We start from the raw sequence: 23,965 nt of genomic DNA, 5'->3' as shown, positions 1-23,965 counted from the left end.
ATTAGCATTATTATGACTGCGATTAAGATGAGCCGAATCGATGCGTTAACTCAAATAATTACTTTTGGCGAGTTACGTGAACACGCTTTTTCACAACTCGTTAAATTTAGTTATGGTAATGATGTCAGTTCGCTAGAAGTTTCAAACTTAATCTTATCTGAAGTGCTCACTAAATATTTATCAGACGTTATCTCTGCAGACGACCTTGAAGAATGGGCTAACTTTATTGAGTGTAGAGATGATCTTGAATTTACAGCCATTGAAGGATTTGTTTATGCGTTGGCTAATCCTGAACAGATGGGGGAAATCAGTAAAGCTAATATAGATAAAATGCTAAAAATGCTCAATTCTTCTTTATAACTTACCTCTATTCGAATTAGTTCTATTCGATATTATCTGCTACATTGGAATTTCAAAAAATAATAAGGAAATTCTAGTGACAAAATCCCAATTACTGTCTTTAGTTGGCATTATACTTTTTATTAATCCTGTCTTTGCCAAAGAGCAGGCGGCAGTTGCTATGCCCGATAGCTATAGTGCTGATGTTGCCGTTAATATTTTAAATTCTGGTGGTAATGCTGTTGATGCTGCAATTGCTGCACAATTTGTGTTGGCCGTTACTTTACCTGAAGCTGGCAACCTTGGTGGTGGTGGTTTTATGGCAATCTACCAAGATGGAAAATCTGATTTCTTAGATTATCGAGAGTTAGCTCCTTATGCCGCTCATCGTGATATGTATTTAGATAAAAACGGTGAGGTAATTGAAAACTTATCGTTATTTGGCATTTTAGCTGCCGGTACACCAGGAACTGTTGATGGTATGTGGCAAGCCCACAAAAAATACGGCACTTTACCTTGGAAGACACTATTACAGCCGGCGGTTGATTTAGCTAAAAATGGTTTTATAGTTCATCCGCAATTAGCTGATGAAATTAAATATGTTTCTAATGACTATAAACAAAATAATATTAAGGTTAATTTTGATGATTATTTTTTAGCGGCCAAGGCCGGTAAAGTATTTAAACAGCCTGAATTAGCTGCAACATTAACGCGTATTCGCGATCAAGGAAAAGCTGGGTTTTATCAAGGTAAAACAGCCGAGATTATTGTTGGTTTTATGCAAGAAAATCAAGGGTTAATCACTCATAAAGACCTAACAGACTATCAGGCTAAATGGCGTACACCGATACAAAAAAAGTGGTCAGGTTACCAAGTTATTACTGCGCCGCCGCCAAGCTCTGGTGGTATAGCTATTTTACAGTGGTTAACAATGTATGAGTTGCTAGCAGATCCTAAGCTTGAACATAACTCAGTTGAATATATCCATTTATTATCAGAAATAGGCAAACGAGTTTTTGCTGACAGAGCCGAGTATTTAGGTGACCCCGATTTTATTAAAGTTCCAGTAAATGAGTTAATTGCGAACAATTATCTTGTTAAACGCTCTAAAGGTATTAAATTAAATAAAATTTCTAGCACAGAAAATATAAAACCCGGTTTAAAAGAAAGTGAAGATACAACCCATTTTTCAATACTTGATCAGTGGGGCAACGCGGTTTCAAATACCACAACCATCAATTTAGGCTTTGGCAGTGGTATGGTTGTTGAAGGTGCTGGCTTTTTATTAAATGATGAAATGGATGATTTTAGCATTAAGCCTGGAGTACCTAATGTGTTTGGTGCTGTGGGTGGTCAAGCAAACGAAATTCAACCGAAGAAACGCATGCTCTCGTCTATGTCACCAACGATTATTCTTAAAGATGGCAAGGTTACCTTTGTAACTGGCTCTCCTGGTGGAACAACCATAATTACCTCGGTATATCAGTCTATTTTAAATGCTTTAGTTTTTAATATGCCAGCCCAGAAAGCTGTTGATAGTCCACGTTTTCATCATCAATTATTGCCTATTAATGAGATCAAGCATCATCAAGGCTTAACTGAACAGCAAAAACAAGCACTCGAAACAATGGGCTATCATTTAAAGGAAAGAAACTTTGGTGATTTACATTTGATTTTGCGAAATGATAAAGGCTTAGATGCTGCATCGCAAAGTTCGGGAAGAGGTAAGTCGGTAGTAATAAATTAATAGTTCTTTAATATTTTAGTTTCCGCAAATAAGCATATTTGCGGAAACTCAATGATTTGCTAATAATCTAAGCCAATAACTTCACGAACATCATCTAAGGTATTAATAAGGGCGTTACTGAACTCAAAGCTCATGATGTCACTTTCTTTTTTCCCTTTCCTAAGTAGCTCATTAAAATGCTCAATTTCATAATTATAACCGTGAGTTTTATAGTTAAAATCGAACACTTCTGATTTATCATCGCTAATGATAGTAATATTTGTTGGCGCATGAAAAGGGCCGTTGAGCTTAATTGTTGCTCGTTCACAAATAAATGTCGCTTGCGTTGGGGTATTTTCTAATAGTGTACTGCGAAGCTTTGCTTTAACTTTATATTTATAGCTAAATTCCATCGTACAAGATGAGTCAACGTCATTATCAAAAAATGTCGCTTGTGCTTTAATATCATCAGGTTTCCCTATTGACGAAAGGGCAGCGAAAATAGGGTAAATACCAATATCAAGTAAGCTGCCACCTCCAAGTGATTTATTAAATAAACGAGAGTTATTATCAAAGGCTCTACTAAAGCCAAAGTCCGCTTCTAAGCTCAGTAACTCACCATAAGTTTGGTTCTGTATTTTATCTAACAGAAAGCGATAATGGGGCAAAAAGTATGTCCATAACGCTTCCATCAACAATACATTTTTTTCTTTTGCTGTCGTGGTCATTAAATCTACTTCGGATTTATTCATTGCGAAAGGTTTTTCACATAATACCGCTTTATCATGCTCTAAACATAATAGGGTATGTTCTTTATGTAATGCGTGAGGTGTCGCAATATACACAGCATCTACGTTAGGATCTTTCACCATGGATTGGTAATTGTTATAGGCAATTGATGCTAAATATTTATTGGCAAAATCATCAGATTTTTGCTGACTTCTTGATGCCACAGCGTAAAGCTCGCCACCGTCTACCTTAAGTAAATCACTCGCAAATTTATTAGCGATATTACCCAAGCCAATTATGCCCCAACGTATACTTCGGTTATTTATTGAATTCATCAACTGCTCACAAAAGATGTTAACTAATTATTTTATTTAATAAGAGTAACCGATTAATTTATCAATAAAATAATTAATAATAATAAATTTAATGTTCAAAGTTTTATTTAGGTAAATTATGCGATCTTGCATCGTGATTAAATCAATTAGCATCAGTTAAACGTATAGCATTAAGGCTGTACGCCTGTTAAAATGTCGGCAATTTTTTATATGTTTATATTTCCTGTAAAAGCAGGGGATTTTATAGCGAGAACACTATGACTTTAACGACCCGTTTTGCACCGAGTCCAACTGGTTACCTACACGTAGGTGGCGCACGTACAGCCCTTTACAGCTGGTTATATGCCAAGAAAAATGGCGGCGATTTTGTTTTACGTATCGAAGATACTGACTTAGAGCGTTCAACTCAAGAATCTGTTGATGCCATTATGGATGGTATGAATTGGCTACAACTTGATTGGAACCGTGGTCCATTCTTTCAAACACATTGTTTTGATCGTTACAAAGAAGTGATTCAAACCTTACTTGATACTGGCCATGCTTACCGTTGTTACTGTACTCCTGAAGAAGTCGACGCAATGCGTGAAGAGCTTAAAGCAAAAGGTGAAAAGCCTCGTTATAACGGTTTATGGCGTGACCGTACTGACTACCCTGAAGATAAACCATACGTTATTCGTTTTAAAAATCCGCTTACTGGCTCAGTAGTTATTGAAGATATGGTTAAAGGTGATATTGAGATCTCTAACGAAGAGTTAGATGATTTAATTATTGCCCGCTCTGATGGTTCTCCTACCTACAATTTAACAGTTGTTGTTGATGATTGGGATATGAAAATAACTCACGTTGTTCGCGGTGATGATCACGTTAATAACACACCTCGTCAAATCAATATTTTAAAAGCACTAGGTGCGCCATTACCTAAGTATGCACACATCCCAATGATCCTTGGTGATGATGGCAAGCGTTTATCTAAACGCCATGGCGCAGTTGGTGTTATGCAGTATCGCGATGACGGTTATTTACCTGAAGCGCTATTAAATTATTTAGTTCGTTTAGGCTGGTCACACGGCGATCAAGAAATCTTCTCTCGTGATGAAATGATCGAGTTATTTGATTTATCTGGTTGTAACCGTGCGCCAAGTGCTTTTAATACCGAAAAGCTAATTTGGGTAAACCAACATTACATGAAAACTCTTGATCCTGAATATGTAGCAGAGCATTTAGCTTGGCACATGGAGAATCAAGGCATTAATACTGAAAACGGTCCAGCTCTTGCTGAGATTGTTAAAATTCAAGCAGATCGTGTGAAAACATTGAAAGAAATGGCTGAGATCTCTAGCTACTTTTATCAAGAATATACCGAGTTTGACGAGAAAGCAGCGAAGAAACATTTACGCGGCGTAGCCAAAGCACCACTTGAACTTGTACAAACAAAACTTGCGGCACTAACTGATTGGACTGCTCCAGCAATTCATGACGTAATTAATGCGACAGCAGAAGAGTTAGAAGTTGGTATGGGTAAAGTTGGTATGCCATTACGTGTTGCTGCAACCGGTGGCGGTAACTCTCCTTCACTAGATGAAACACTGGCGTTATTAGAGCAAGACCAAGTTATTGTTCGTATTGATAAAGCGATTGCATTCATTGATGAACGCACAGCTAACGCTTAATATTTGTTTGTAATACTGACTATAATCAATGATATAAAGCAACAATAAGCTACACTTATCGGTGTAGCTTTTTATTTAAAGAATTTGGAGAAATATTTTTGGCATTTACACAGTTTAATCTAGACAGTCGCTTAGTTAGAGCCATTGAACATATGGGGTTTGAAAAACCTACTGATATTCAACATCAAGCGATCCCTGCAGCAATGACAGGGCAGGATGTAATTGCATCGTCAAAAACTGGTTCGGGTAAAACCTTAGCGTTTTTATTACCTGCTATGCAGCGTTTAATTAAAAACCGGGCTTTATCTAAGAAAGATCCAAGAGTATTAATCCTTACGCCAACGCGAGAGTTAGCAAAACAAGTATTTGCTCAGCTAAAATCGGTTTCAGCTGGTACTCAATTTAAATCCGCGTTAATTCTTGGCGGAGAAAACTTTAACGACCAAGTTAAAGTGCTTGATAAAAATCCTGATTTTATCGTAGCAACGCCTGGCAGGTTGTCTGATCATTTATCTAAAGGTTTATTTTATTTAAACGGTTTAGAACTATTAATCCTTGATGAAGCAGACCGCATGCTTGATTTAGGTTTTGCACCACAATTAAAGCAAATAAATGAAGCTGCAGACCACCGTAAACGCCAAACGTTAATGTTTTCTGCAACGCTAGATCATGGCCAAGTTGAAGAATTTGCTAAAGATTTGCTGAACAAGCCTAAGCGAATTGCTATTGGTTCGGTAACCAGTGAGCATGTTGATATTAAACAGCGATTCTTTTTATGTGACCATTTAGACCATAAACAGCAATTATTAGAGCACTTCTTACAAACAGAATCGATACAACAAATCATTATATTTACCGCGACTCGTGCTGATACAGAGCGTTTAGCGACTGAGCTAAATAGCAAAGATATTGCCAGTGTTGCCTTAAGTGGTGAGTTAAAGCAAAGTGAGCGTAACCGCATTATGGAGTCGTTTGCTAAGGGTCAACAGAAAATATTAGTAACAACCGACTTAGCGTCACGTGGTCTAGATTTAGTTAATGTATCGCACGTCATTAATTTTGATTTACCTAAACATGCCGAAGAGTATATTCATCGTATAGGCCGAACAGGCCGAGCAGGTACTAAAGGCGATGCGATTTCATTTATTGGCCCAAAAGATTGGCAAAGTTATTTAAATATTAAAGCGCTTTTACAACAAGAAATTGAATTTTCTATTGTTGAGGGAATGGCGGCTAAGTTTAAAGGTATTAAACCTAAAAAGCCTAAAGCAGTTAAAGCAGCAGATAAAAATATTAAGAAAGTGGCTAAGAAAAAGAAACCTACAGCGACTAAAACTAAGAAGAAGATTATTTTCTCTAATGATGATGCAGGTGATATGCCGGTAATGCGTAAAAAACCCGTTAAGTTTGTAGAAGATACTGATTTTGAAGAACAAGATTAATACTAAATCTATTAACTGAAATTTATCTGTAAAAACCAGAAAGAGCTCCTAAGAGCTCTTTTTTATAAGTGAATATCTCTTGGGGGAGATAAATAAACGAGTTATGCGTCAGCCACTAATTCTGATTGTGGTACTTCATAACGGTTCTTTAAATTTGCTTTTAATACCCCTTTTCTGTGTTGCAGAGCAGCTTCTAGTTTTTTCACTGAACTAGCAATAGCTACGTATAAATCATCATCGGCAGCAGAAACGGCTACTTTTTGATTTTCATAATTGGTTACAACTTCAATTTTTTGTGAATTCTTGTCTACGGTTAGAATGGCTTCAAGAGTCATTAGGCTAGGGAAATGGTTTGCGATTTTCTCAAATTTACTGTTAATAACATCAACAATTGCTTCGGTAACTTCAACGTGGTGGCCAGAAATATTTATTTTCATATAAGTCTCCTAAAGTGTGTGTCTCAATATAAGAATGGTACCAACTGGTCATACTTACAAGAGTAAATATAAAAAAAAATGAAATAAAAAATAAATAATATATTTAACTGTTATTTTTCAAATAGATAGATTGCTAATTATTTTGTAATCGAGTGGCTGATTGTTGAACGATTATTTTTAGTTAGTGTGAATATTATACAGAAGGAATTACGCTGATTATTTTAGGCACAAAAAAGGGCGGTAAAACCGCCCATTTAAAACTAATAACTTCAACTTATTAAGCTTGAGTTTTTAAATATTCTTCGTAGCTACCAGAGAAGTCATTATAACCATCTTTAGTTAATTCAATAATTCGAGTTGCTAGTGAAGATACAAACTCACGGTCATGAGATACAAACACTAAAGTGCCTTCGTATTTCTCAAGCGCCATATTTAATGCTTCGATAGATTCCATGTCCATGTGGTTAGTAGGCTCATCCAGAACTAATATGTTCGGGTTTTGCATCATCATTTTACCAAACATCATGCGACCTTTCTCACCACCAGAAAGTACTTTAACTGATTTGTAGATATCGTCGGCTGAGAATAATAAACGACCTAAGTAACCACGGATCACTTGTTCATCATCGCCTTCACGACGCCACTGACTCATCCAATCAAATAAGTTCATGTCGTTAGCAAAATCATCGGCATGATCCTGTGCGTAGTAAGCTATTTTAGCGTTTTCAGACCATTTAGCTGAACCTGTATCAGGTTCGTAACCAACATCGCCCATTAATGTGCGTAGGAAGGTTGTTTTACCAATACCGTTTTCACCAATAACCGCAATTTTTTCACCAACTTCAGCCATTAAATTAATGTCTTTTAATACATGGTTGTCGTCGAAACTTTTGTTTAATTTTTCGATAACTAGCGAGTTACGGAATAATTTCTTTTCTTGGTCAAAACGAATAAACGGCGTAACACGACTTGAAACTTTAACTTCGTCTAATTTAATTTTATCAAGTTGCTTAGCACGTGATGTTGCTTGTTTTGCTTTCGATGCATTAGCAGAGAAACGACGTACGAAATCTTGTAGCTCAGCAATTTGTGCTTTTTTCTTCTCGTTACCAGCCATTAAGGTTGCGCGAGCTTGAGTTGCCGCTAGCATGTACTGGTCGTAGTTACCTGGATAAATACGTAATTCACCAAAATCTAAATCGGCCATGTGCGTACAAACACTATTTAAAAAGTGTCTATCATGCGAGATGATGATCATGGTTGAGTCACGTTCATTTAGAATATCTTCTAGCCATTGAATAGTGTGGATATCCAAGTTGTTGGTAGGCTCATCTAAAAGTAAGATATCTGGATCTGAGAATAGGGCTTGCGCTAAAAGTACACGAAGCTTCCAACCTGGTGCTATATCACTCATAGGGCCAAAGTGTTGGCTTACAGGAATACCTAAGCCTAAAAGTAACTCACCAGCACGAGACTCGGCAGTGTAGCCATCCATTTCAGCAAATTCTGTTTCAAGGTCGGCTACTTTCATGCCATCTTCTTCACTCATTTCAGCTAATGAGTAAATGCGGTCTCGCTCTTCTTTTACTGCCCATAATTCGGCGTGTCCCATGATCACCGTATCAACAACAGAGTATTCTTCATAGGCAAATTGATCTTGACGTAACTTACCAACGCGTTCGTTGATATCAACTGAAACTGTGCCGGCAGTTTGCTCTAAATCACCACCTAAAATTTTCATGAAGGTTGATTTACCACAACCGTTCGCGCCAATTAAACCAAAGCGGTTACCACCACCAAATTTAACTGAGATATTTTCAAATAAAGGTTTTGCACCAAATTGCATGGTGATATTTGCTGTTGAGATCAATGGATATTCCTATGGGATAAAATTTGTGCGCATTATACGGGATTTACTGAGGTTTTTGTATTTTATTTTGTTGTAATTTTGTTAACCACTTTACCTTTTATTAAAACAAAAAAGGAACACTATTTTCATCAGAAAAGGTGTTCCTTTAAAGGTGTTAAACGAGACGTTTACTTTTTAAATTGGTCGCCACTAAAGCGAGTTAAGCCTTTATTCGCTTTGTTAGCATTTTTGCCGTTACGGTTTTTATTAAAGCTGTTGCCTCGTTTTTGTCCCGGTGACGTTTTATAACCATGAGCGTTATTTTTACCACGGCGGTTTTGCTGCTGTGCTTGTTGCTCTTGACGAGTTTCATTTGGTACTAAGCACTCTGGACGATTACCGATTAACTTACGAGCTAAGCCCATTTTTGTTAGTGCTTCACGAATAAGCGGCCAGTTAACTGGATCATGGTATCGTAAAATAGCTTTATGCAAACGACGCTGTATCGTTCCTTTAGGAACCGGTACTGCATCATTGCTTTTACGAATTTTATTTAATGAATCCACTTCTGTGTGATAAATCGTAGTTGCATTCGCTAGCGGTGATGGATAAAAGTTTTGTACCTGATCCAGCTTAAAGTTATTACTCTTTAACCACAGCGCTAAATTAACCATATCTTGATCTGTTGTACCTGGGTGGGCAGAGATAAAGTAAGGAATTAAATATTGTTTCTTACCAGCTACTTTTGAGTAGTGGTCGAACATTTCTTTAAACTTATCGTATGATCCCATACCAGGTTTCATCATTTTGTTTAATGGACCTTCTTCGGTATGCTCAGGCGCTATTTTTAAATAACCGCCAACGTGATGCGACGCTAACTCTTTTACGTACTCAGGATCACGAATCGCTAAATCATAACGAACACCTGAAGCAATAAGGATCTTTTTAATGCCAGGTAATTTACGTGCTTTACGATATAGCTCTATTGTCGGTGTATGATCGGTGTCCATATGGCCACAGATATCAGGGAATACACACGAAGGTCTACGACAGGTTGCTTCTGCTTTCGGGCTTTTACAGCGTAATTTATACATGTTAGCTGTAGGGCCACCTAAGTCAGATATAACACCAGTAAAACCAGGTACCTTGTCTTGAATGTCTTCAATTTCAGCCAATATTGACTCATGCGAGCGAGACTGAATAATGCGACCTTCATGTTCGGTGATTGAACAAAAAGAACAACCGCCAAAACAACCGCGCATAATATTAATTGAGGTTTTAATCATGTCATATGCAGGTATTTTAGCATCGCCATAACTTGGGTGCGGTACACGGGCATAGGGAAGGGCAAATACACCGTCCATTTCTGCTTCACTTAGCGGCAGAGCAGGAGGGTTCAACCAAATAATTCTATCGCCATGGCTTTGTACCAATGCTCGAGCACTTGCTGGGTTTACTTCTTGATGGAAAATACGAGAAGCATGGGCATACAAGGTTTTATTATTTGATACTTGCTCATAGCTAGGTAATTTAACGTAGGTTTTCTCCCACGGCTTGTATTTTTTATTCCAGGTTTTATTTTGATAATCGCTAATTTGAATAGGTACTGCATCTTTCGTTACATCAGGGCCTTGGTTTGCATTTTTAGCACTAACAATAGTTACGCCAGATTCCGTAACTTCATCAGCCTTATCACAATTACTAGGTGTCATATCTTGATATGGACTTGGAATAGGATCTATCTTACCTGGACGGTCAATATCTCTTGAGTCAATGCCGCGCCATCCTGGTAATGCTGTTTTACTAATAAAAGCTGTACCCGGAACATCGGTGATCTTTGATACCTCTTCGCCACGGGCTATACGGTGAGCGACTTCAACTAAAGGGCGCTCGGCATTACCGTAAATAAGAATGTCAGCTTTGGCATCAAAAATTACGCTGCGGCGCACTTTATCAGACCAATAGTCGTAATGAGAAATACGGCGTAAACTGGCTTCAATACCACCAATTATTACCGGCACACCTTTGTAAGCTTCTTTACAACGTTGGGTATATACCATTACCGCGCGATCGGGGCGTTTACCACCTTCGTTATTTGGTGTGTAGGCATCGTCATGACGCATACGACGTTCAGCAGTATAACGGTTGATCATCGAATCCATATTACCGGCGGTAACACCAAAGAATAAGTTCGGTTTACCTAGCTGCATAAACGCATCTTTTGAGTGCCAATCAGGTTGCGAAATCATACCAACACGAAAGCCTTGCGCCTCAAGCATACGGCCAATAATCGCCATACCAAAACTTGGGTGGTCAACGTAAGCGTCACCGGTAACTAAAATAATATCACAGCTATCCCAACCTAAGTCGTCCATCTCGCGGCGTGACATAGGAAAAAATGGTGCAGAGCCGTAGCATTCCGCCCAGTATTTTGGGTAATCAAATAATTCTATTTTTGGTAATGGGATCATGAACAGTTTTTGCCTCAATTTAATTGCCGCGGATTATAACAGAAAAGTAACGAAATATATGGTTATTAAATGTACCAAAATTACATTTGATAACATTTAAAAGCTTTTATCTTAAAAAATATGATTAATTGATAACTTTTATAAGACTTGCTGATTGCTTTGTAACTAAAGTGTTTGTATAAATACGCAACGAAAAATTTATAAGGTAATAAATAATGAAATATCCATTAATTGTTGCATCAATAAGCGTTCTTCTGAGTGCTTGTGTAACAAATGATAAAAATGACAATGCGGATGTTAAGCAAAATAATTCGGTACTTATGGCGCCTGTACAAAGTGCAGAAGTTAAAGACCCAGATAATTCACAAGTCATTACACTCGAAAAAATAATGTCTGATCCTGATTGGATTGCTCGCTCTCCTTCGAGTTGGTATTGGGGTGATGACAATCAAACTATTTTTTATAAACAAAAACGTTTGGGTAATCCTTTAACCGATCTTTACACTAAGTCATTAACTGAACAAGGTAATGGTGAAAAGGTAAGTTTAGCTAATTTACACGCCGTTGCAGATAAACATGCCGTTAGAAACATCGATGGTACAAAAGAAGTTTATACCTTTGAAGGTAATGTTTTTGTAAAAGATCTAACAGCAAAATCTATTACGCAAATTACCTTTACGTCGGCGGTAGAAAAGCAGCCAATGTTTTTGTCAAATGGTAACGTTGCTTACCGTGTCGATAACGTATTTTATGAATTTGATACCAACAAGAATCAAGTTCGCGAGTTAGTGAATTTACAGCTTACTAATACTCCTGGTGTTAGCCGCACTGAACAAACTTACATTTCAAAAGAGCAACATAAACTAATTAAGTATGTTGCCCTGCAAAAGCGTAATGCTGATTTAAGAGCCGAGCAAAAATCGCAGTTAAGAACTGAGAACAATACTATAGCAACATCAGTATTTTATTTTGGCGAAGGTAAGCGCATTGTTGATGCACAATTATCTCCAAATGCTCAAATGATGGTAGTTAGTGTAACTAAAAATGAAAGCTGGAATAACCCAGGTGACATTATGCCTAACTATATCAACAGCGAAGCTACTATTGATGCGGTGCCAGCACGTCGCCGTGTATCTGATAATCGTAAATATGAAGAGCAGTTGTATTTATTAGATTTAGTTAATAATGCTCAATACGTTTTAGATTACAAAACATTACCTGGTTTTGACGAAGATGTATTAGCGAGTGTTAAAGCGGAAAACTATGCGCGCGAGGGCAAAGAATATAAATCATCTAAACAAGCTCGAAATATTCACTTAATTGGCCGCAACTCCATTCAATGGCATAACGACTCTAAGCAAGTAGCAATTATGCTTGAAGCTTGGGATAACAAAGATCGTTGGATTGCTACAATCGATTTTGAAAATAAGCAACTAGTTAATCAACATCGTTTACATGATGATGCTTGGATAAACTGGGCCTTTAATGACTTTGGTTGGTTTAATAACAGCGAAACTCTGTATTTTACATCAGAGCAATCTGGTTACGGTCACCTTTATATTAAGGCTATAGATGGTGATGTAAAAGCACTTACTCAAGGTCAATATGAAGTTCGCAACCTCACTTTAACTGGTGATGACAATAGTTTTTACTTTAAGGGTAATAAAAAACACCCTGGCATTTATGAAATTTATCATGTGGATGTTAATTCGGCTAAATTAACCGCTGTAACTGATTTAGGTGGTAGAAATGAATATCAACTATCTCCTGATGAAACAAAGTTATTAATTGAGCACTCAACTACAACAATGCCTCCAGAGTTGTACGTACAAGACATAGCTACTGATGCTGAAGCTGTACAATTAACTCATACGGTAACGCAAGAGTTTTTAAGCATGCCTTGGACTGCGCCAACGGTAGTTGAAGTTCCTTCATCACACACCAAACAAGGGATTTTCTCTAAAATTTATCAAGCACCTAAAGGTGAGGTTAACGCAACTGTGCAAGGCAAAGCTGTAATGTTTGTTCACGGTGCTGGCTATTTACAAAACTCGCACCTTGGTTGGTCAGTATACTTCCGTGAATTTATGTTCCACTCAATGCTAGTGCAAAAAGGTTATACCGTAATCGATATGGACTACCGTGCATCAAGTGGTTACGGCCGTGACTGGCGTACAGCCATTTATCGTCAAATGGGTACACCTGAAGTAGAAGATATGCTCGATGGCGTTAATTGGTTAGTTGCAAATGCTAATGTTGATAAAAACCGTGTTGGTGTTTATGGTGGCTCTTACGGCGGATTTTTAACCTTAATGTCTATGTTTAAAGAGCCTGATGTATTTGCATCTGGTTCGGCACTTCGCTTAGTTTCTGATTGGACATCGTACAACCACGGTTATACGTCAAATATTTTGAATACGCCTGAAGACGATAAAATTGCATTTGAGCGTAGCTCGCCAATTTACTTCGCTGAAGGGTTACAAAAGCCGTTATTGATTAATGCACCTATGGTTGATGACAATGTATTTTTCCAAGATTCAGTTCGTTTAGTGCAACGTTTAATTGAATTAGAAAAAGAGAACTTTGAAACTGCTATTTATCCGGTAGAGCCACATGGCTTTGTGCAACCTAGCAGTTGGTTGGATGAATATCGCCGTATCTTCAAGCTATTTGAAACGACTTTATAATAGTTTGACTTAATTTATAAAAAGCTACTTCGGTAGCTTTTTTTATGTCAGCAATATGTAGGTTTTGTACTATATTAATAGCAAGTTGATAAATTTATTGAACAAAAACAATATGAAGGGACTTAAATGAAATACATAAAATTATTTATAACAATGGCTTGGTTGTCGATCATAACTAGCGTTAACGCTGTTGCTGAAGAAAGTAATGAGGTTGTATTAGCCGATGAATGGGTTGTTACCGTAAATGTGAATGACAGGCAGGCATTTGAAAGTGCGCTTAGTAAGCATATGAAATTTCGAGTAGACGCAAAAGACCCAAGGCAGTGGGATGTTTATACGCAAGTTATTGGTGAGCAAATGCAAGAATATGTATTGCGCTCTTGTTGCATAGATTGGAATAGTATTGAGGCTTACCGTCAATGGAGTGTGACTTCAAAAACTTCTGCTCATTGGAGTAAAACGGTAAGTAAATATACTCAAGGTGCTAAACATTATTATAGTGAAATAGATACTGAAAATAGTAATTGGGATAATGACAAAAAATTTAAGTACTTTGGTGTAAGCCGTATGTTTGTTGCACCAGGAGAGGGCTTTGAACTTCGAAAATCTATTAAAGAAATTAGTGATGCTGCTAAAAAGATGAAGTGGGAAAAAAGTTTTTCATGGAGCAGTCCAATAGGTGGAAGTGACCGTATAGTGCTGGTTGTCGGCTATGAAAGCTATGGGGCAATGACACCGCCAAAAGATTCATTCTTTAAGCGTTTGTCAGAGCTAATGGGCGATAAAGAAAAAGCCACATCTTTATTAGAAAACTATTCTGAGCACTTTAGTCATTCAGATTACGCGGTTTACGTCCACCGTGAAGACTTATCTATGGCTAAATAAGGCAAATTATTTTTACAGATACCATAAAGTGTCTCTGCTTTATGGTATTGTGTAAGCTAAGCGTTTATCTCTTGTACCACACTTTTTAAAATATCACCTACCTATGTAGTATCTAGGAATCCATTTGAGCGAATCATCACTGAGCTTAACATCTGAACTTCCCCATTCAGTAATTAAAGTCGCCACATTTAACTTATTTAATTTTATTGAACCGCCATTAGCTTTTTATGACTTCGATAAAATTTTATCAACGCAGCAGTGGCATAAAAAGCAAAAGTGGATCAAAGATTACTTAGATGAATTTTCACCAGACATTATAGGCTTTCAAGAAGTGTTCAGTATTGAAACATTACAAAAGCTTACTGTTGAGCAAGGCTTCTCATACTTTGCTGTAGTTGATGAGCCAAATATTGTTGATGATTTTATTTGTGATAGCCCGGTAGTAGCTATAGCATCTAAGTTTCCCATTAAGCAAACCTGTAATGTTGCCCCCGATTTGGATATAGCAAAATCAATAGGCTTAACTAGCGATTTTAAATTCAGCCGTAAAGTCCTTAGAGCGACTATTGATTTACCTCATGCGGGGCTTATTGATTGTTATGTGGTACATTTTAAATCGAAAAGGCCGATGCTTGACCTTGAGCAACAAGAAGATGTGAGTGAATCAAGCCTGGTTTCTCGTTTAAAAGCGCAAATAGCTGGTGGTTGGGGATCTGCCATTATAAGGGGCAGTGAATCAAGTTTACTATTGATAGAGATGATTAACAGACGTCAGCAAAAAGGCTATCCAATGATGTTGCTTGGTGATTTTAATAACCCATTAGATGATGGCATTTTAGCGCATCTCACTACTGAGTCTTTACGCTTTTATAATGACAATGATGAAGTCCTAAACAAGTATTATCTTAAAGATTCTTGGCAGCTTTATTGCGCAAGCTTTAATACAAATGCTGTGCTTGATGAAACGTTACCTAACCGAAAGCCAACTCATTATTATGGCGCTAAAGGCTCAGTTCTTGATTATATTTTACTGTCATCTGAGTTTGATGCCGGCGAACAAGCAAGTTTATTTGAAGTAAGCGAGCACCATACTTACGATCGCCATTTAATCAACCCTATATTTGAACGTGATGGCGAAAGCACCGACCATGGCGTTGTGATGATAACTTTATCTCTGCGAAGTTAACCGCAAAAATCAAGAGGGTCAGATCAACTTGAAACATCAGCGAGTTTTCAAGTTGATCTGACCCTCTTGATTAGCCATTGTGTGGCAGGGAAGGTTAAGCCGCCAACTGTGCCCCATAAATGCGCATCTATGGCGACGCTGGCGTTAATTAAGGCTTCAACATCAGCGCTTGCGCCAAATATTTGTTCATAAGCTACTTTTGCAATTACACCAAGCAAAAGTAAGTAGCCAGAATTCCAGCCCTTTTTAATATCTAAAATCGCCCCCCAAACAAATATGCCGTGTAACACGCCAGATAAACCAACGTATCTTTCCATCTCTGGATCAAAATAATATATCCCTAAACTACAAATAACTAACGAACTGATAAAAGCTAATAGATAGCTTTTAGGGGTGTAATGATCGCCATGTAATGCCCAGAGCATAGTGAGGCCGGCCAAGTTTAATAACAAGTGATTAAAATTAGTATGCAGTAAATGGCCAGTCAGTAATCGCCAGAATTCACCGTTACTTATATCGCTTCGATCGTAAATAAGAATGTTTTCAACTGATGCAGGTAGAAAGTAAAACACCAAAGCGATTAAGAAAATTATGGCAGGAACCAGAACAGCATTTTTATTTAATGGTAAAGACAACTTCAACATAGGGTCATTTCAAGTTTATAATGGATTATTATTCGAATATATTAAATCGAGATTTATGAGCCGACAGTATTGCACAAGCTGTGAAAGACCGCTAGTGACTTGTATTTGTAAGTTTTGTTGTTCTATTAACAATGAAGTTGAAGTGTGGTTTCTACAACACACTAGTGAAGAAAAACAAGCAAAAGGAACGGCCAAGTTAGCCAGTTTATGTTTAACTCATAGTAAAATATTAATCGGGGAAGACTTTAGTGATAATCAGCAATTAAATAAATTATTAACTGATCCTAGTAAGCAAGTCTATCTACTTTATCCGGAGCAAAGTGCTGTAGTTGCTAAGGCGTTAACTAAATCTGAACGCAAAAATACCGTTATTTTGATACTAGACGGTACTTGGAAAAAAGCTTACCTGATGTACCAGTTATCAACTAACTTACACCCACTAGCTAAAATCACTCTAGCGTCAGGCATTAAAAGTGAGTATCGTATTCGCAAGCACCATAAAGAATCAGATGTGTCATCACTTGAAGCCTGTGCTCATGCTTTAGTTGCCTTAGAAGATGATAAGTTAAAGTATCAGCCATTATTTAATAGCTTTGCTCAATTTAATGATTTTCAATTGTCACTTAGAAAAAATAATCAAAAATAACCTTTTTACAATAAAACAAAGAATCACCAACAATAGGATTGCCAGTGTTCACTCGAATTAAACTTATTTCACTATTATCTCTAGCATTAATGACTAGTGCTTGTGTTTTTGAGCAGACTACTAAGTTACCTCGTGAAGATAGAGAGCCAGAAGCCGCCACAGGTATGCAGCAAAGTAGCGCCGTTGAAGGGCAGGATTTTATGGTTGCTGCAGCCAACCCATATGCTAGTGAAGCTGGTTTTAATGTATTAGCAAAAGGCGGTAATGCCATTGATGCAGCAATAGCTGTGCAGTTGGTGTTAACCTTAGTTGAACCGCAGTCTTCAGGTATAGGTGGTGGCGCTTTTATTTTATATTTTGATAATGAAAAGCAGCAGTTAACCACGTTTGATGGCCGCGAAACAGCGCCTGAAAAAGCAACGCAACAAATGTTTTTACAAGCTGATGGTACGCCTGTTCGTTGGATTGATGCGGTTGTAGGCGGGCGTAGTGTTGGCGTTCCAGGGGTATTAAAAGCCCTAGAAACCGCACACAAAAAGTACGGTAAGCTTGCTTGGAATGAATTATTTACTGATGCCATTAACCTTGCTGAAAATGGCTTTGTAGTATCTGAGCGAATGGCCAAACTTGTGGCCATGGCCTTTAACCCAGGTATAAAAAAATTACCGGCAGCGAGTGCGTATTTTTTTCCAAATGGACAAGCACTTAAAGCAGGAACATTATTAAAGAACCCTGCGCTAGCGAAAGTATATAAAGCTATTAGCGAGCAGGGCACTGACGTTTTTTATAAAGGTTGGATCGCAAAAAATATGGTTAAAGCGGTGCACAGCTCAGCTATTGCACCAGGTACCTTGTCATTAAACGACTTAGCTAATTATCGTGCAACCCAAACACCAGCTGTGTGTGGAAGTTATAAAGCTTATGAGGTTTGCGGAATGGCGCCGCCAAGCTCTGGTGGTGTCGCTGTGGTGCAAATATTAAAACAACTTGAACAAGCAAATCTGTCTCAATACCCAGTCAATGATATTAATGCATTACATCTTTTTACCCAAAGCTCGCGTTTAGCTTTTGCTGATAGAGCAAGATATATAGCAGATAGCGAATTTGTTGATGTACCAGTAGAGCAACTTATCAATGATGAGTATTTAGCTAAGCGTGGTCAGTTAATTCAGTTAGATAAAGATATGGGCAAGGCGCAGCCCGGTGATGTAACCATTAAGCTTGCACAAGCAGATGATAATGCGATTGAAATGCCGTCTACCTCACATATCTCTATTGTTGATGCTGATGGTAATGCTATTTCAATGACTACCTCTGTAGAGATGGCGTTTGGCTCGGCAGTATTTGTTGATGGCTTCTTATTAAATAATCAACTTACCGATTTTTCATTAGTTCCTATGGTTGATGGTAACCTTGTTGCTAATCGCCTAGAGCCATTTAAAAAACCAAGAAGTTCGATGTCGCCAACTATGGTGTTTAATGCTGATGGCTCACTGCGATTAGTTGTTGGCTCACCTGGTGGCAGTCGGATTATTAATTATGTAGCGCAAACAATCGTTGGTGTTTTAGATTGGCAGTTAGATATTCAATCAGCCATTGATTTACCTAAGGTGACTAATCGTAATGATGCGACCACATTAGAGCAAGGCACAAATTTAGAAACTCTAAAGCCACAGTTAGAAGCTATGGGGCATAAAGTTTATATTCGTAATTTGAACAGTGGTATTCATGGCATAGAAGTGTTTAATGATAAGCTTGTTGGCGGAGCAGACCCTCGGCGTGAGGGTAAAGTTTTTACCCAATAATACGAATTAATGAAAATGGTATAAAAGTTAATCGTAAAAAAATGGCCAGTCATTGTTATATGACTGGCCATTACACTTCCCCAAGTGTTTAAACTCGGTACATGTTCAAACTTACTGCGTTAATTCCGCATCAGTAAATGTTTCTGAAAATAGTGGGCTAGATAAGTAACGCTCAGCAGAGCTCGCTAAAATAACTACGATATTTTTATCTGCATTTTCAGGTAACTCAGCTAAACGTTTTGCTGCAACGACAGCTGCACCTGATGAAATACCAGCTAAAATACCTTCTTCTTTCATTAATTGGTGGGCCATTGCCATTGCATCTTCATTTGAAACACGCTCTACTGAATCAATGATTGATAAGTCTAAGTTGCCTGGGATAAAGCCTGCGCCAATACCTTGTATTTTATGTGGACCAGGAGTTAACTCTTCACCAGCAAGTTTTTGACCAATAACAGGTGAATCTGTTGGCTCAACAGCAACGGTTTGAATTGCTTTACCTTGAGTGTTTTTAATATAACGACTTACACCTGTTATGGTACCGCCAGTGCCCACACCCGCGACAAAAATATCTACACCACCATCAGTATCTTGCCAAATTTCTGGCCCTGTAGTCTTTTCATGGATCTCTGGATTAGCAGGGTTATCAAATTGACCAAGGATCAAATATTTACTTGGATCGGTAGCTTTAATTTCTTCAGCTTTATCGATTGCGCCTTTCATCCCTTTAGCGCCATCAGTAAGTTCTAATTTTGCACCTAAAGCAACAAGCAATTTACGACGCTCAAGGCTCATAGTGTGAGGCATAGTTAGGATTAGATCATAGCCTTTTGATGCCGCAACAAATGCTAAAGCGATACCTGTATTACCACTTGTTGGCTCTACAATGGTGATACCTTTCTTTAAAGTACCTTTTTTCTCAGCATCCCAAATCATATTTGCGCCAATACGACATTTAACGCTAAAACTAGGATTGCGCGCTTCTATTTTTGCAAACACATTGCCGCCAGTGACGCGGTTTAGCTTTACTAGTGGTGTTTTACCGATTGAATCCGGATTGTTTTGATATAAATTAGTCATCTTTAAACCTATGAAAGTCGCTTGTTTAACGTTAATATTTCTTTAATTAACATTGTTATATTTAATAATAGACTACATTGTTTTGAATTTTTCAGAAGTAACAGAACGATATAACTAATACCAATTAGTTTTATCATTTTAATTACAAATAAGAATACTAACTCAAGGCGAATAAATAATTTCAGGAAAAGCATGAACACATTCCAAGGTACAAAAAACTATATTGCTAGCAAAGACTTACAATTAGCGGTTAACGCTGCTATTGCGCTAGAAAAGCCTTTATTAATTAAAGGCGAGCCAGGCACTGGTAAAACTATGTTAGCGGAAGAATTAGCTGAAGCGCTAGGCACAGAATTAATCCAATGGCATATAAAATCTACTACTCGCGCCCAGCAAGGTTTATATGAATATGATGCTGTATCACGACTAAGAGATAGCCAGTTAGGTAATGAAGACGTTAAAGACATCAGCAATTACATTGTTAAAGGTAAACTTTGGCAGGGTTTTGTTGCTGATCAGCGTCCGGTTCTTTTAATCGATGAGATTGATAAAGCTGACATTGAGTTTCCAAATGACTTGTTATTAGAACTCGATAAAATGGAATTTTATGTATATGAAACTCAAGAAAAAATTACTGCAAAACAACGTCCAATTGTAATTATCACTTCAAATAATGAAAAAGAATTGCCGGATGCATTTCTTAGAAGGTGTTTTTTCCATTACATTAAATTCCCAGATAAAGCCGAAATGCAGTCGATCGTTGATGTGCATTTTGATGGCATAAAAAAAGCTCTACTCGATGAAGCTCTAGCACTTTTCTTTAACTTACGTGAGTTACCAGGAATTAAAAAGAAGCCATCAACGTCAGAGTTAATTGATTGGTTAAAACTATTGGTAGCAGAAGACATTAGCCCTGAGGTTTTACGAGAAAGTAATCAAACTAAAGTTATTCCACCTTTACATGGCGCCTTATTAAAGAATGAACAAGACGTTCATCTTTTTGAAAAGCTCGCCTTTATGAATCGTGGCGGACGTTAATCAATGTTAATTGATTTCTTCTTTAAATTAAGAGAATACCGAGTTCCTTGTACTGTTCGTGAGTTGTTAGATCTAATTTCGGCAATGAAAGAGCGAGTGATCTTTTGCTCCGTTGATGACTTTTATGTGTTAAGTCGTGTCATTTTAGTAAAAGATGAAAGCCACTTTGATAAGTTTGATCGGGCTTTTGCCGACTATTTTGAAGGGGTGGTCAGTATTGATTTAGATTTATCAAATATTCCAAAAGATTGGTTAGAGAAACGTTTTCAAAAGCAGTTAACGGCCGAGGAAAAAGCGCAAATTAAAAAACTTGGTGGCTTAGAAGAGTTAATGAAAACTCTACAAGAGCGCTTAAAAGAGCAGAAAAAGCGCCATGAAGGTGGTAACAAGTGGATAGGTACCGGCGGTACTTCTCCTTTTGGTGCTTACGGTGAACACCCCGGTGGTATGCGCATAGGACAAGATGGCAACAGAAACTTCTCTGCTGCCAAAGTTTGGGATAAACGTGAATTTAAAAATTTAGATGCTAATGTAGAGTTAGGCACGCGTAATATTAAAGTCGCGCTTCGTAAATTAAGACAATTTGCCCGTACAGGCTCAGCTGAGGAACTCGATTTAGATAATACCATTAAGGCGACAGCTAAAAATGCTGGCTACCTTGATGTAAAAATGCGACCTGAGCGTCACAATAGCATTAAAGTACTTATGTTTTTTGATGTCGGCGGCTCAATGGATAGCTACATTAAAGTATGTGAAGAATTGTTCTCTGCAGTGCATACCGAGTTTAAGCATTTAGAGTATTTTTATTTTCATAATTGTATGTACGAGCATGTGTGGCATGACAACTCAAGGCGATATAAAGAAACCATAGATGTTTGGGATATTATCCATAGATTCTCCAAGGATTATAAAATTATCTTTGTTGGCGATGCGACCATGGGACCTTATGAAATCGCTTACCCTGGTGGTAGTGTCGAGCATTGGAATGAAGAGCCTGGTAGTGTCTGGATGCAGCGTTTAACCGATCATTTTGAGCATTGTATTTGGTTAAATCCACAGCCAGTTGAGTATTGGAATTACTATCAATCGATAGGTTTGATGAAACAGTTAATGGCACAAAGAATGTACCCAATGACGATTGAGGGGTTGTCAGACGGTATTAAAGAGCTTTTATAATAAGCTACTTAATTAATTGAGCTTGGTACTAATAATAATTAAAACAAAAGGTGGCACATGAGAAAATTATTTTCTAAAACACGAAAAAAATTAACCTTTGATGAAACTCAAGAAATCATCACACCTTTTGCTTTTAAACTTGACCAAAACTTATTTGGAACAGCAATCGCAAGCCCTTGGAAACGAGGTTTTGCGATTGCTATCGATTTACTACTCATTGCCATATTAAGTGGTGCCGGTGGTGAGTTTTTAGCAATCGCTATCGCTGTTATGGCTTTTCGTATTGGCAGTAAACGCAGGGCGCAACAAGAAGGTAAAGTAAAAGGGCGTAAGCGCAGGGCTTTTGTTCGTTTAATTGGCGCGTTGATTTTACTAGGTGTATTACTCGATGAGTTACCGCCTTTAGTTAATGGCATAATTGGTGATGATAGTAGTCAGTATTCTAATTATGATGGCAATAAAAAAGACTGGAGTAATAAGGGCGAAGGCGTAACTTTTAAAGATAAAGAAGCCGGTATCGCTAATGCACTTAGAGTTGCAGGTGTTGTCATACAAGTTGTTAATGATGCTAAACAGCAAAGTTGTAATGACTATGATTGTTGGGCCGGTGTTTACGCGCCTATCCCTGAAGAAGCGACAAATTTGGATATGAGCAACAAACAAGCGCATAACTTTTTTAGAGAAGTTGTTGATGCAACCGAGTTAAGCAAAAACGAACAAGAAAAGTTAGTTACACTGCTATATGGTAATTACCTTGAATTACTGAGCGCGACTACTCCCCAAGAAAAACAACCAACAACACTCGCCAATGTTACTGATTCTAAAAAAGAGTTGGAGCCAACAAATCAAGCTCAAGAACCAACAGTAGATCCTATTGAAGAAGCAGAGTCCGATGAAGCTAAATCAGAAAAACCTGTTTACTCTCTTATTGAATTAGCAAAAGGCATTTTCAACGATTTAGGCTTAGGTTTTGGTTGGGCTGCTTTATACTTTACTGTTTTTACCTCTAAATGGAATGGCCAAACACCAGGCAAGCGTTTGTTTGGGATCAGAGTGCTGCAACTCGATGGCACAGGTTTATCTTTGTGGGATAGTTTTGGTCGTTATGGCGGTTATGGTGCCGGCCTTGCTACTGGTTTATTGGGCTTTTTACAAATTTATTGGGATGCAAATAGACAAGCAATTCAAGATAAAATATCAGCTACGGTTGTTATTGATGAAAAAAAGGTCGTTGATGAAGATGTAGTTGAAGCCGCAAGGCTAAAAATAGAAGAGTATAAAGCACAGCATCAGCACCTTTAGTATAAACAATAGTGTTCAGTTTTTAGGCGTCTGCTAGCCATTTATACATAACTAAAGCATCAACGTAACCTTGAGAGGGGTGGTTAAAAGCTTTTGGTAATCTGCCAACGATATCGAAGCCAAGTTTTTGCCATAGACTGACCGCGCCTTTATTGCTCGATGCGACAAAATTAAACTGCATAGCTTTATAGCCTAGTTGACGAGCTACCTGTTGTGAGTGTTCGCACATTGCTGTGGCAAGTCCTTTCCCCCTTGCGGTTGATGAAACCATATAGCCGCAGTTGCATACGTGATTACCAGGACCTGCTTGGTTAGTTTTTATATAGTATGTAGCAAAAATCTCACCATTTGCTTCCGCCACAAATACTTTTCGGGGGTTATCTAGCCAGATTTTTTCAGCTTCAGCTTTACTCGTTGCAGGATCATAAGCGTAAGTTTCACCTGCGGAAACTATTTCATTAAAAATTAACCAAATACTAGGCCAGTCTGCTTTTGTTGCTGCTCTGATATTCATGTTT

The 23,965-nt window shown here is 37.8% G+C and carries 19 protein-coding genes; 12 read left to right on the top strand and 7 right to left on the bottom strand.

All coding sequences use genetic code 11. The features are described 5' to 3' along the window. Window positions 1-12 precede the first annotated feature (12 nt). Window positions 13-360, top strand: a complete 348-nt coding sequence (locus FNN08_RS05840; protein WP_260679273.1) for a hypothetical protein — start codon at window positions 13-15, stop codon at window positions 358-360. Window positions 361-454: 94 nt separating this feature from the next. Next, the gene (ggt, locus tag FNN08_RS05835; RefSeq protein WP_260679295.1) at window positions 455-2,086 is read left to right on the top strand and encodes a gamma-glutamyltransferase; all 1,632 of its coding nucleotides are present in this window, start codon (window positions 455-457) and stop codon (window positions 2,084-2,086) included. A gap of 59 nt (window positions 2,087-2,145) precedes the next feature. On the opposite strand, the gene FNN08_RS05830 is transcribed toward ggt (FNN08_RS05835), so the two are convergent. Then, window positions 2,146-3,129: a Gfo/Idh/MocA family protein gene (locus FNN08_RS05830; protein WP_143583781.1), complete on the bottom strand. Its 984-nt coding sequence runs from the start codon at window positions 3,127-3,129 to the stop codon at window positions 2,146-2,148. A gap of 257 nt (window positions 3,130-3,386) precedes the next feature. Here FNN08_RS05830 and gltX point away from each other — a divergent pair, with 257 nt between their 5' ends. Then, window positions 3,387-4,799 carry a glutamate--tRNA ligase gene (gltX, locus tag FNN08_RS05825; protein WP_143583780.1) on the top strand — a complete coding sequence of 471 codons (1,413 nt, stop codon included), beginning with the start codon at window positions 3,387-3,389 and terminating at the stop codon, window positions 4,797-4,799. Window positions 4,800-4,897: 98 nt separating this feature from the next. Beyond that, window positions 4,898-6,241 (top strand): DEAD/DEAH box helicase, encoded by a 1,344-nt coding sequence (locus FNN08_RS05820; RefSeq protein WP_143583779.1) that lies wholly within the window; start codon window positions 4,898-4,900, stop codon window positions 6,239-6,241. A gap of 101 nt (window positions 6,242-6,342) precedes the next feature. On the opposite strand, the gene hpf is transcribed toward FNN08_RS05820, so the two are convergent. The 3 genes from hpf to FNN08_RS05805 form a co-directional block, all read right to left on the bottom strand. Continuing rightward, a complete protein-coding gene (gene hpf, locus FNN08_RS05815; protein ID WP_143583778.1) occupies window positions 6,343-6,678 on the bottom strand; it encodes a ribosome hibernation-promoting factor, HPF/YfiA family in 336 nt (111 codons plus the stop codon). A gap of 277 nt (window positions 6,679-6,955) precedes the next feature. Beyond that, window positions 6,956-8,548: an ABC-F family ATPase gene (locus FNN08_RS05810; protein ID WP_143583777.1), complete on the bottom strand. Its 1,593-nt coding sequence runs from the start codon at window positions 8,546-8,548 to the stop codon at window positions 6,956-6,958. Window positions 8,549-8,715: 167 nt separating this feature from the next. Then, entirely contained in the window at window positions 8,716-10,998 is a 2,283-nt protein-coding gene (locus FNN08_RS05805) for a YgiQ family radical SAM protein (RefSeq protein WP_143583776.1), read from the bottom strand. Window positions 10,999-11,213: 215 nt separating this feature from the next. Between FNN08_RS05805 and FNN08_RS05800 the strand changes: the two genes are divergently transcribed. The 3 genes from FNN08_RS05800 to FNN08_RS05790 all read left to right on the top strand — a co-directional run bounded on the left by FNN08_RS05800 (window position 11,214) and on the right by FNN08_RS05790 (window position 15,756). Then, a complete protein-coding gene (locus tag FNN08_RS05800; RefSeq protein WP_143583775.1) occupies window positions 11,214-13,685 on the top strand; it encodes a S9 family peptidase in 2,472 nt (823 codons plus the stop codon). A 126-nt stretch (window positions 13,686-13,811) separates the two neighbouring features. Next, window positions 13,812-14,570, top strand: coding sequence for a hypothetical protein (locus FNN08_RS05795; protein ID WP_143583774.1), 759 nt, complete (start codon window positions 13,812-13,814; stop codon window positions 14,568-14,570). Window positions 14,571-14,694: 124 nt separating this feature from the next. Further along, the gene (locus FNN08_RS05790) at window positions 14,695-15,756 is read left to right on the top strand and encodes an endonuclease/exonuclease/phosphatase family protein (RefSeq protein WP_221931771.1); all 1,062 of its coding nucleotides are present in this window, start codon (window positions 14,695-14,697) and stop codon (window positions 15,754-15,756) included. Between the two features lie 47 nt (window positions 15,757-15,803). Here FNN08_RS05790 and rrtA read toward each other — a convergent pair whose 3' ends face one another. After that, window positions 15,804-16,400: a rhombosortase gene (gene rrtA, locus FNN08_RS05785; RefSeq protein WP_143583772.1), complete on the bottom strand. Its 597-nt coding sequence runs from the start codon at window positions 16,398-16,400 to the stop codon at window positions 15,804-15,806. 55 nt (window positions 16,401-16,455) lie between these two features. On the opposite strand from rrtA, the gene FNN08_RS05780 reads away from it, so the two are divergent. After that, window positions 16,456-17,046, top strand: a complete 591-nt coding sequence (locus FNN08_RS05780; RefSeq protein WP_185962570.1) for a tRNA-uridine aminocarboxypropyltransferase — start codon at window positions 16,456-16,458, stop codon at window positions 17,044-17,046. 89 nt (window positions 17,047-17,135) lie between these two features. After that, window positions 17,136-18,851, top strand: a complete 1,716-nt coding sequence (ggt, locus tag FNN08_RS05775; protein WP_143584619.1) for a gamma-glutamyltransferase — start codon at window positions 17,136-17,138, stop codon at window positions 18,849-18,851. A gap of 111 nt (window positions 18,852-18,962) precedes the next feature. Here the strand turns inward: ggt (FNN08_RS05775) and cysK are convergent, their stop codons facing one another. After that, window positions 18,963-19,931, bottom strand: coding sequence for a cysteine synthase A (cysK, locus tag FNN08_RS05770; protein WP_143583770.1), 969 nt, complete (start codon window positions 19,929-19,931; stop codon window positions 18,963-18,965). Window positions 19,932-20,123: 192 nt separating this feature from the next. On the opposite strand from cysK, the gene FNN08_RS05765 reads away from it, so the two are divergent. The 3 genes from FNN08_RS05765 to FNN08_RS05755 are packed head-to-tail and all read left to right on the top strand — an operon-like array spanning window position 20,124 to window position 23,447. After that, window positions 20,124-20,969 (top strand): AAA family ATPase, encoded by an 846-nt coding sequence (locus FNN08_RS05765; RefSeq protein ID WP_143583769.1) that lies wholly within the window; start codon window positions 20,124-20,126, stop codon window positions 20,967-20,969. Between the two features lie 3 nt (window positions 20,970-20,972). Continuing rightward, the gene (locus FNN08_RS05760; RefSeq protein ID WP_143583768.1) at window positions 20,973-22,145 is read left to right on the top strand and encodes a vWA domain-containing protein; all 1,173 of its coding nucleotides are present in this window, start codon (window positions 20,973-20,975) and stop codon (window positions 22,143-22,145) included. Between the two features lie 57 nt (window positions 22,146-22,202). Then, complete coding sequence (locus tag FNN08_RS05755; protein ID WP_260679272.1) at window positions 22,203-23,447, top strand: RDD family protein; 1,245 nt, start codon at window positions 22,203-22,205, stop codon at window positions 23,445-23,447. A gap of 22 nt (window positions 23,448-23,469) precedes the next feature. Here the strand turns inward: FNN08_RS05755 and FNN08_RS05750 are convergent, their stop codons facing one another. Continuing rightward, the gene (locus FNN08_RS05750) at window positions 23,470-23,961 is read right to left on the bottom strand and encodes a GNAT family N-acetyltransferase (protein ID WP_143583767.1); all 492 of its coding nucleotides are present in this window, start codon (window positions 23,959-23,961) and stop codon (window positions 23,470-23,472) included. Window positions 23,962-23,965: the final 4 nt, after the last annotated feature.

The sequence above is a fragment of the Thalassomonas sp. M1454 genome, from assembly GCF_007097525.1.
In the GTDB taxonomy this organism is placed as follows: Bacteria; Pseudomonadota; Gammaproteobacteria; order Enterobacterales; family Alteromonadaceae; genus Thalassotalea_A.
The sequence above is the reverse complement of the archived record's forward strand: the minus strand, read 5'-3'. Positions and strand labels throughout refer to the sequence as shown.

Excerpts from the sequence above, each read along its gene's own strand:
- FNN08_RS05840 (WP_260679273.1), top strand. The coding sequence starts at position 13 with ATGACTGCGATTAAGATGAGCCGAATCGATGCGTTAACTCAAATAATT.
- FNN08_RS05830 (WP_143583781.1), bottom strand. The coding sequence starts at position 3,129 with ATGAATTCAATAAATAACCGAAGTATACGTTGGGGCATAATTGGCTTG.
- gltX (WP_143583780.1), top strand. The coding sequence starts at position 3,387 with ATGACTTTAACGACCCGTTTTGCACCGAGTCCAACTGGTTACCTACAC.
- hpf (WP_143583778.1), bottom strand. The coding sequence starts at position 6,678 with ATGAAAATAAATATTTCTGGCCACCACGTTGAAGTTACCGAAGCAATT.
- FNN08_RS05805 (WP_143583776.1), bottom strand. The coding sequence starts at position 10,998 with ATGATCCCATTACCAAAAATAGAATTATTTGATTACCCAAAATACTGG.
- FNN08_RS05800 (WP_143583775.1), top strand. The coding sequence starts at position 11,214 with ATGAAATATCCATTAATTGTTGCATCAATAAGCGTTCTTCTGAGTGCT.
- FNN08_RS05795 (WP_143583774.1), top strand. The coding sequence starts at position 13,812 with ATGAAATACATAAAATTATTTATAACAATGGCTTGGTTGTCGATCATA.
- rrtA (WP_143583772.1), bottom strand. The coding sequence starts at position 16,400 with ATGTTGAAGTTGTCTTTACCATTAAATAAAAATGCTGTTCTGGTTCCT.
- FNN08_RS05780 (WP_185962570.1), top strand. The coding sequence starts at position 16,456 with ATGAGCCGACAGTATTGCACAAGCTGTGAAAGACCGCTAGTGACTTGT.
- ggt (WP_143584619.1), top strand. The coding sequence starts at position 17,136 with ATGACTAGTGCTTGTGTTTTTGAGCAGACTACTAAGTTACCTCGTGAA.
- cysK (WP_143583770.1), bottom strand. The coding sequence starts at position 19,931 with ATGACTAATTTATATCAAAACAATCCGGATTCAATCGGTAAAACACCA.
- FNN08_RS05765 (WP_143583769.1), top strand. The coding sequence starts at position 20,124 with ATGAACACATTCCAAGGTACAAAAAACTATATTGCTAGCAAAGACTTA.
- FNN08_RS05760 (WP_143583768.1), top strand. The coding sequence starts at position 20,973 with ATGTTAATTGATTTCTTCTTTAAATTAAGAGAATACCGAGTTCCTTGT.
- FNN08_RS05755 (WP_260679272.1), top strand. The coding sequence starts at position 22,203 with ATGAGAAAATTATTTTCTAAAACACGAAAAAAATTAACCTTTGATGAA.
- FNN08_RS05750 (WP_143583767.1), bottom strand. The coding sequence starts at position 23,961 with ATGAATATCAGAGCAGCAACAAAAGCAGACTGGCCTAGTATTTGGTTA.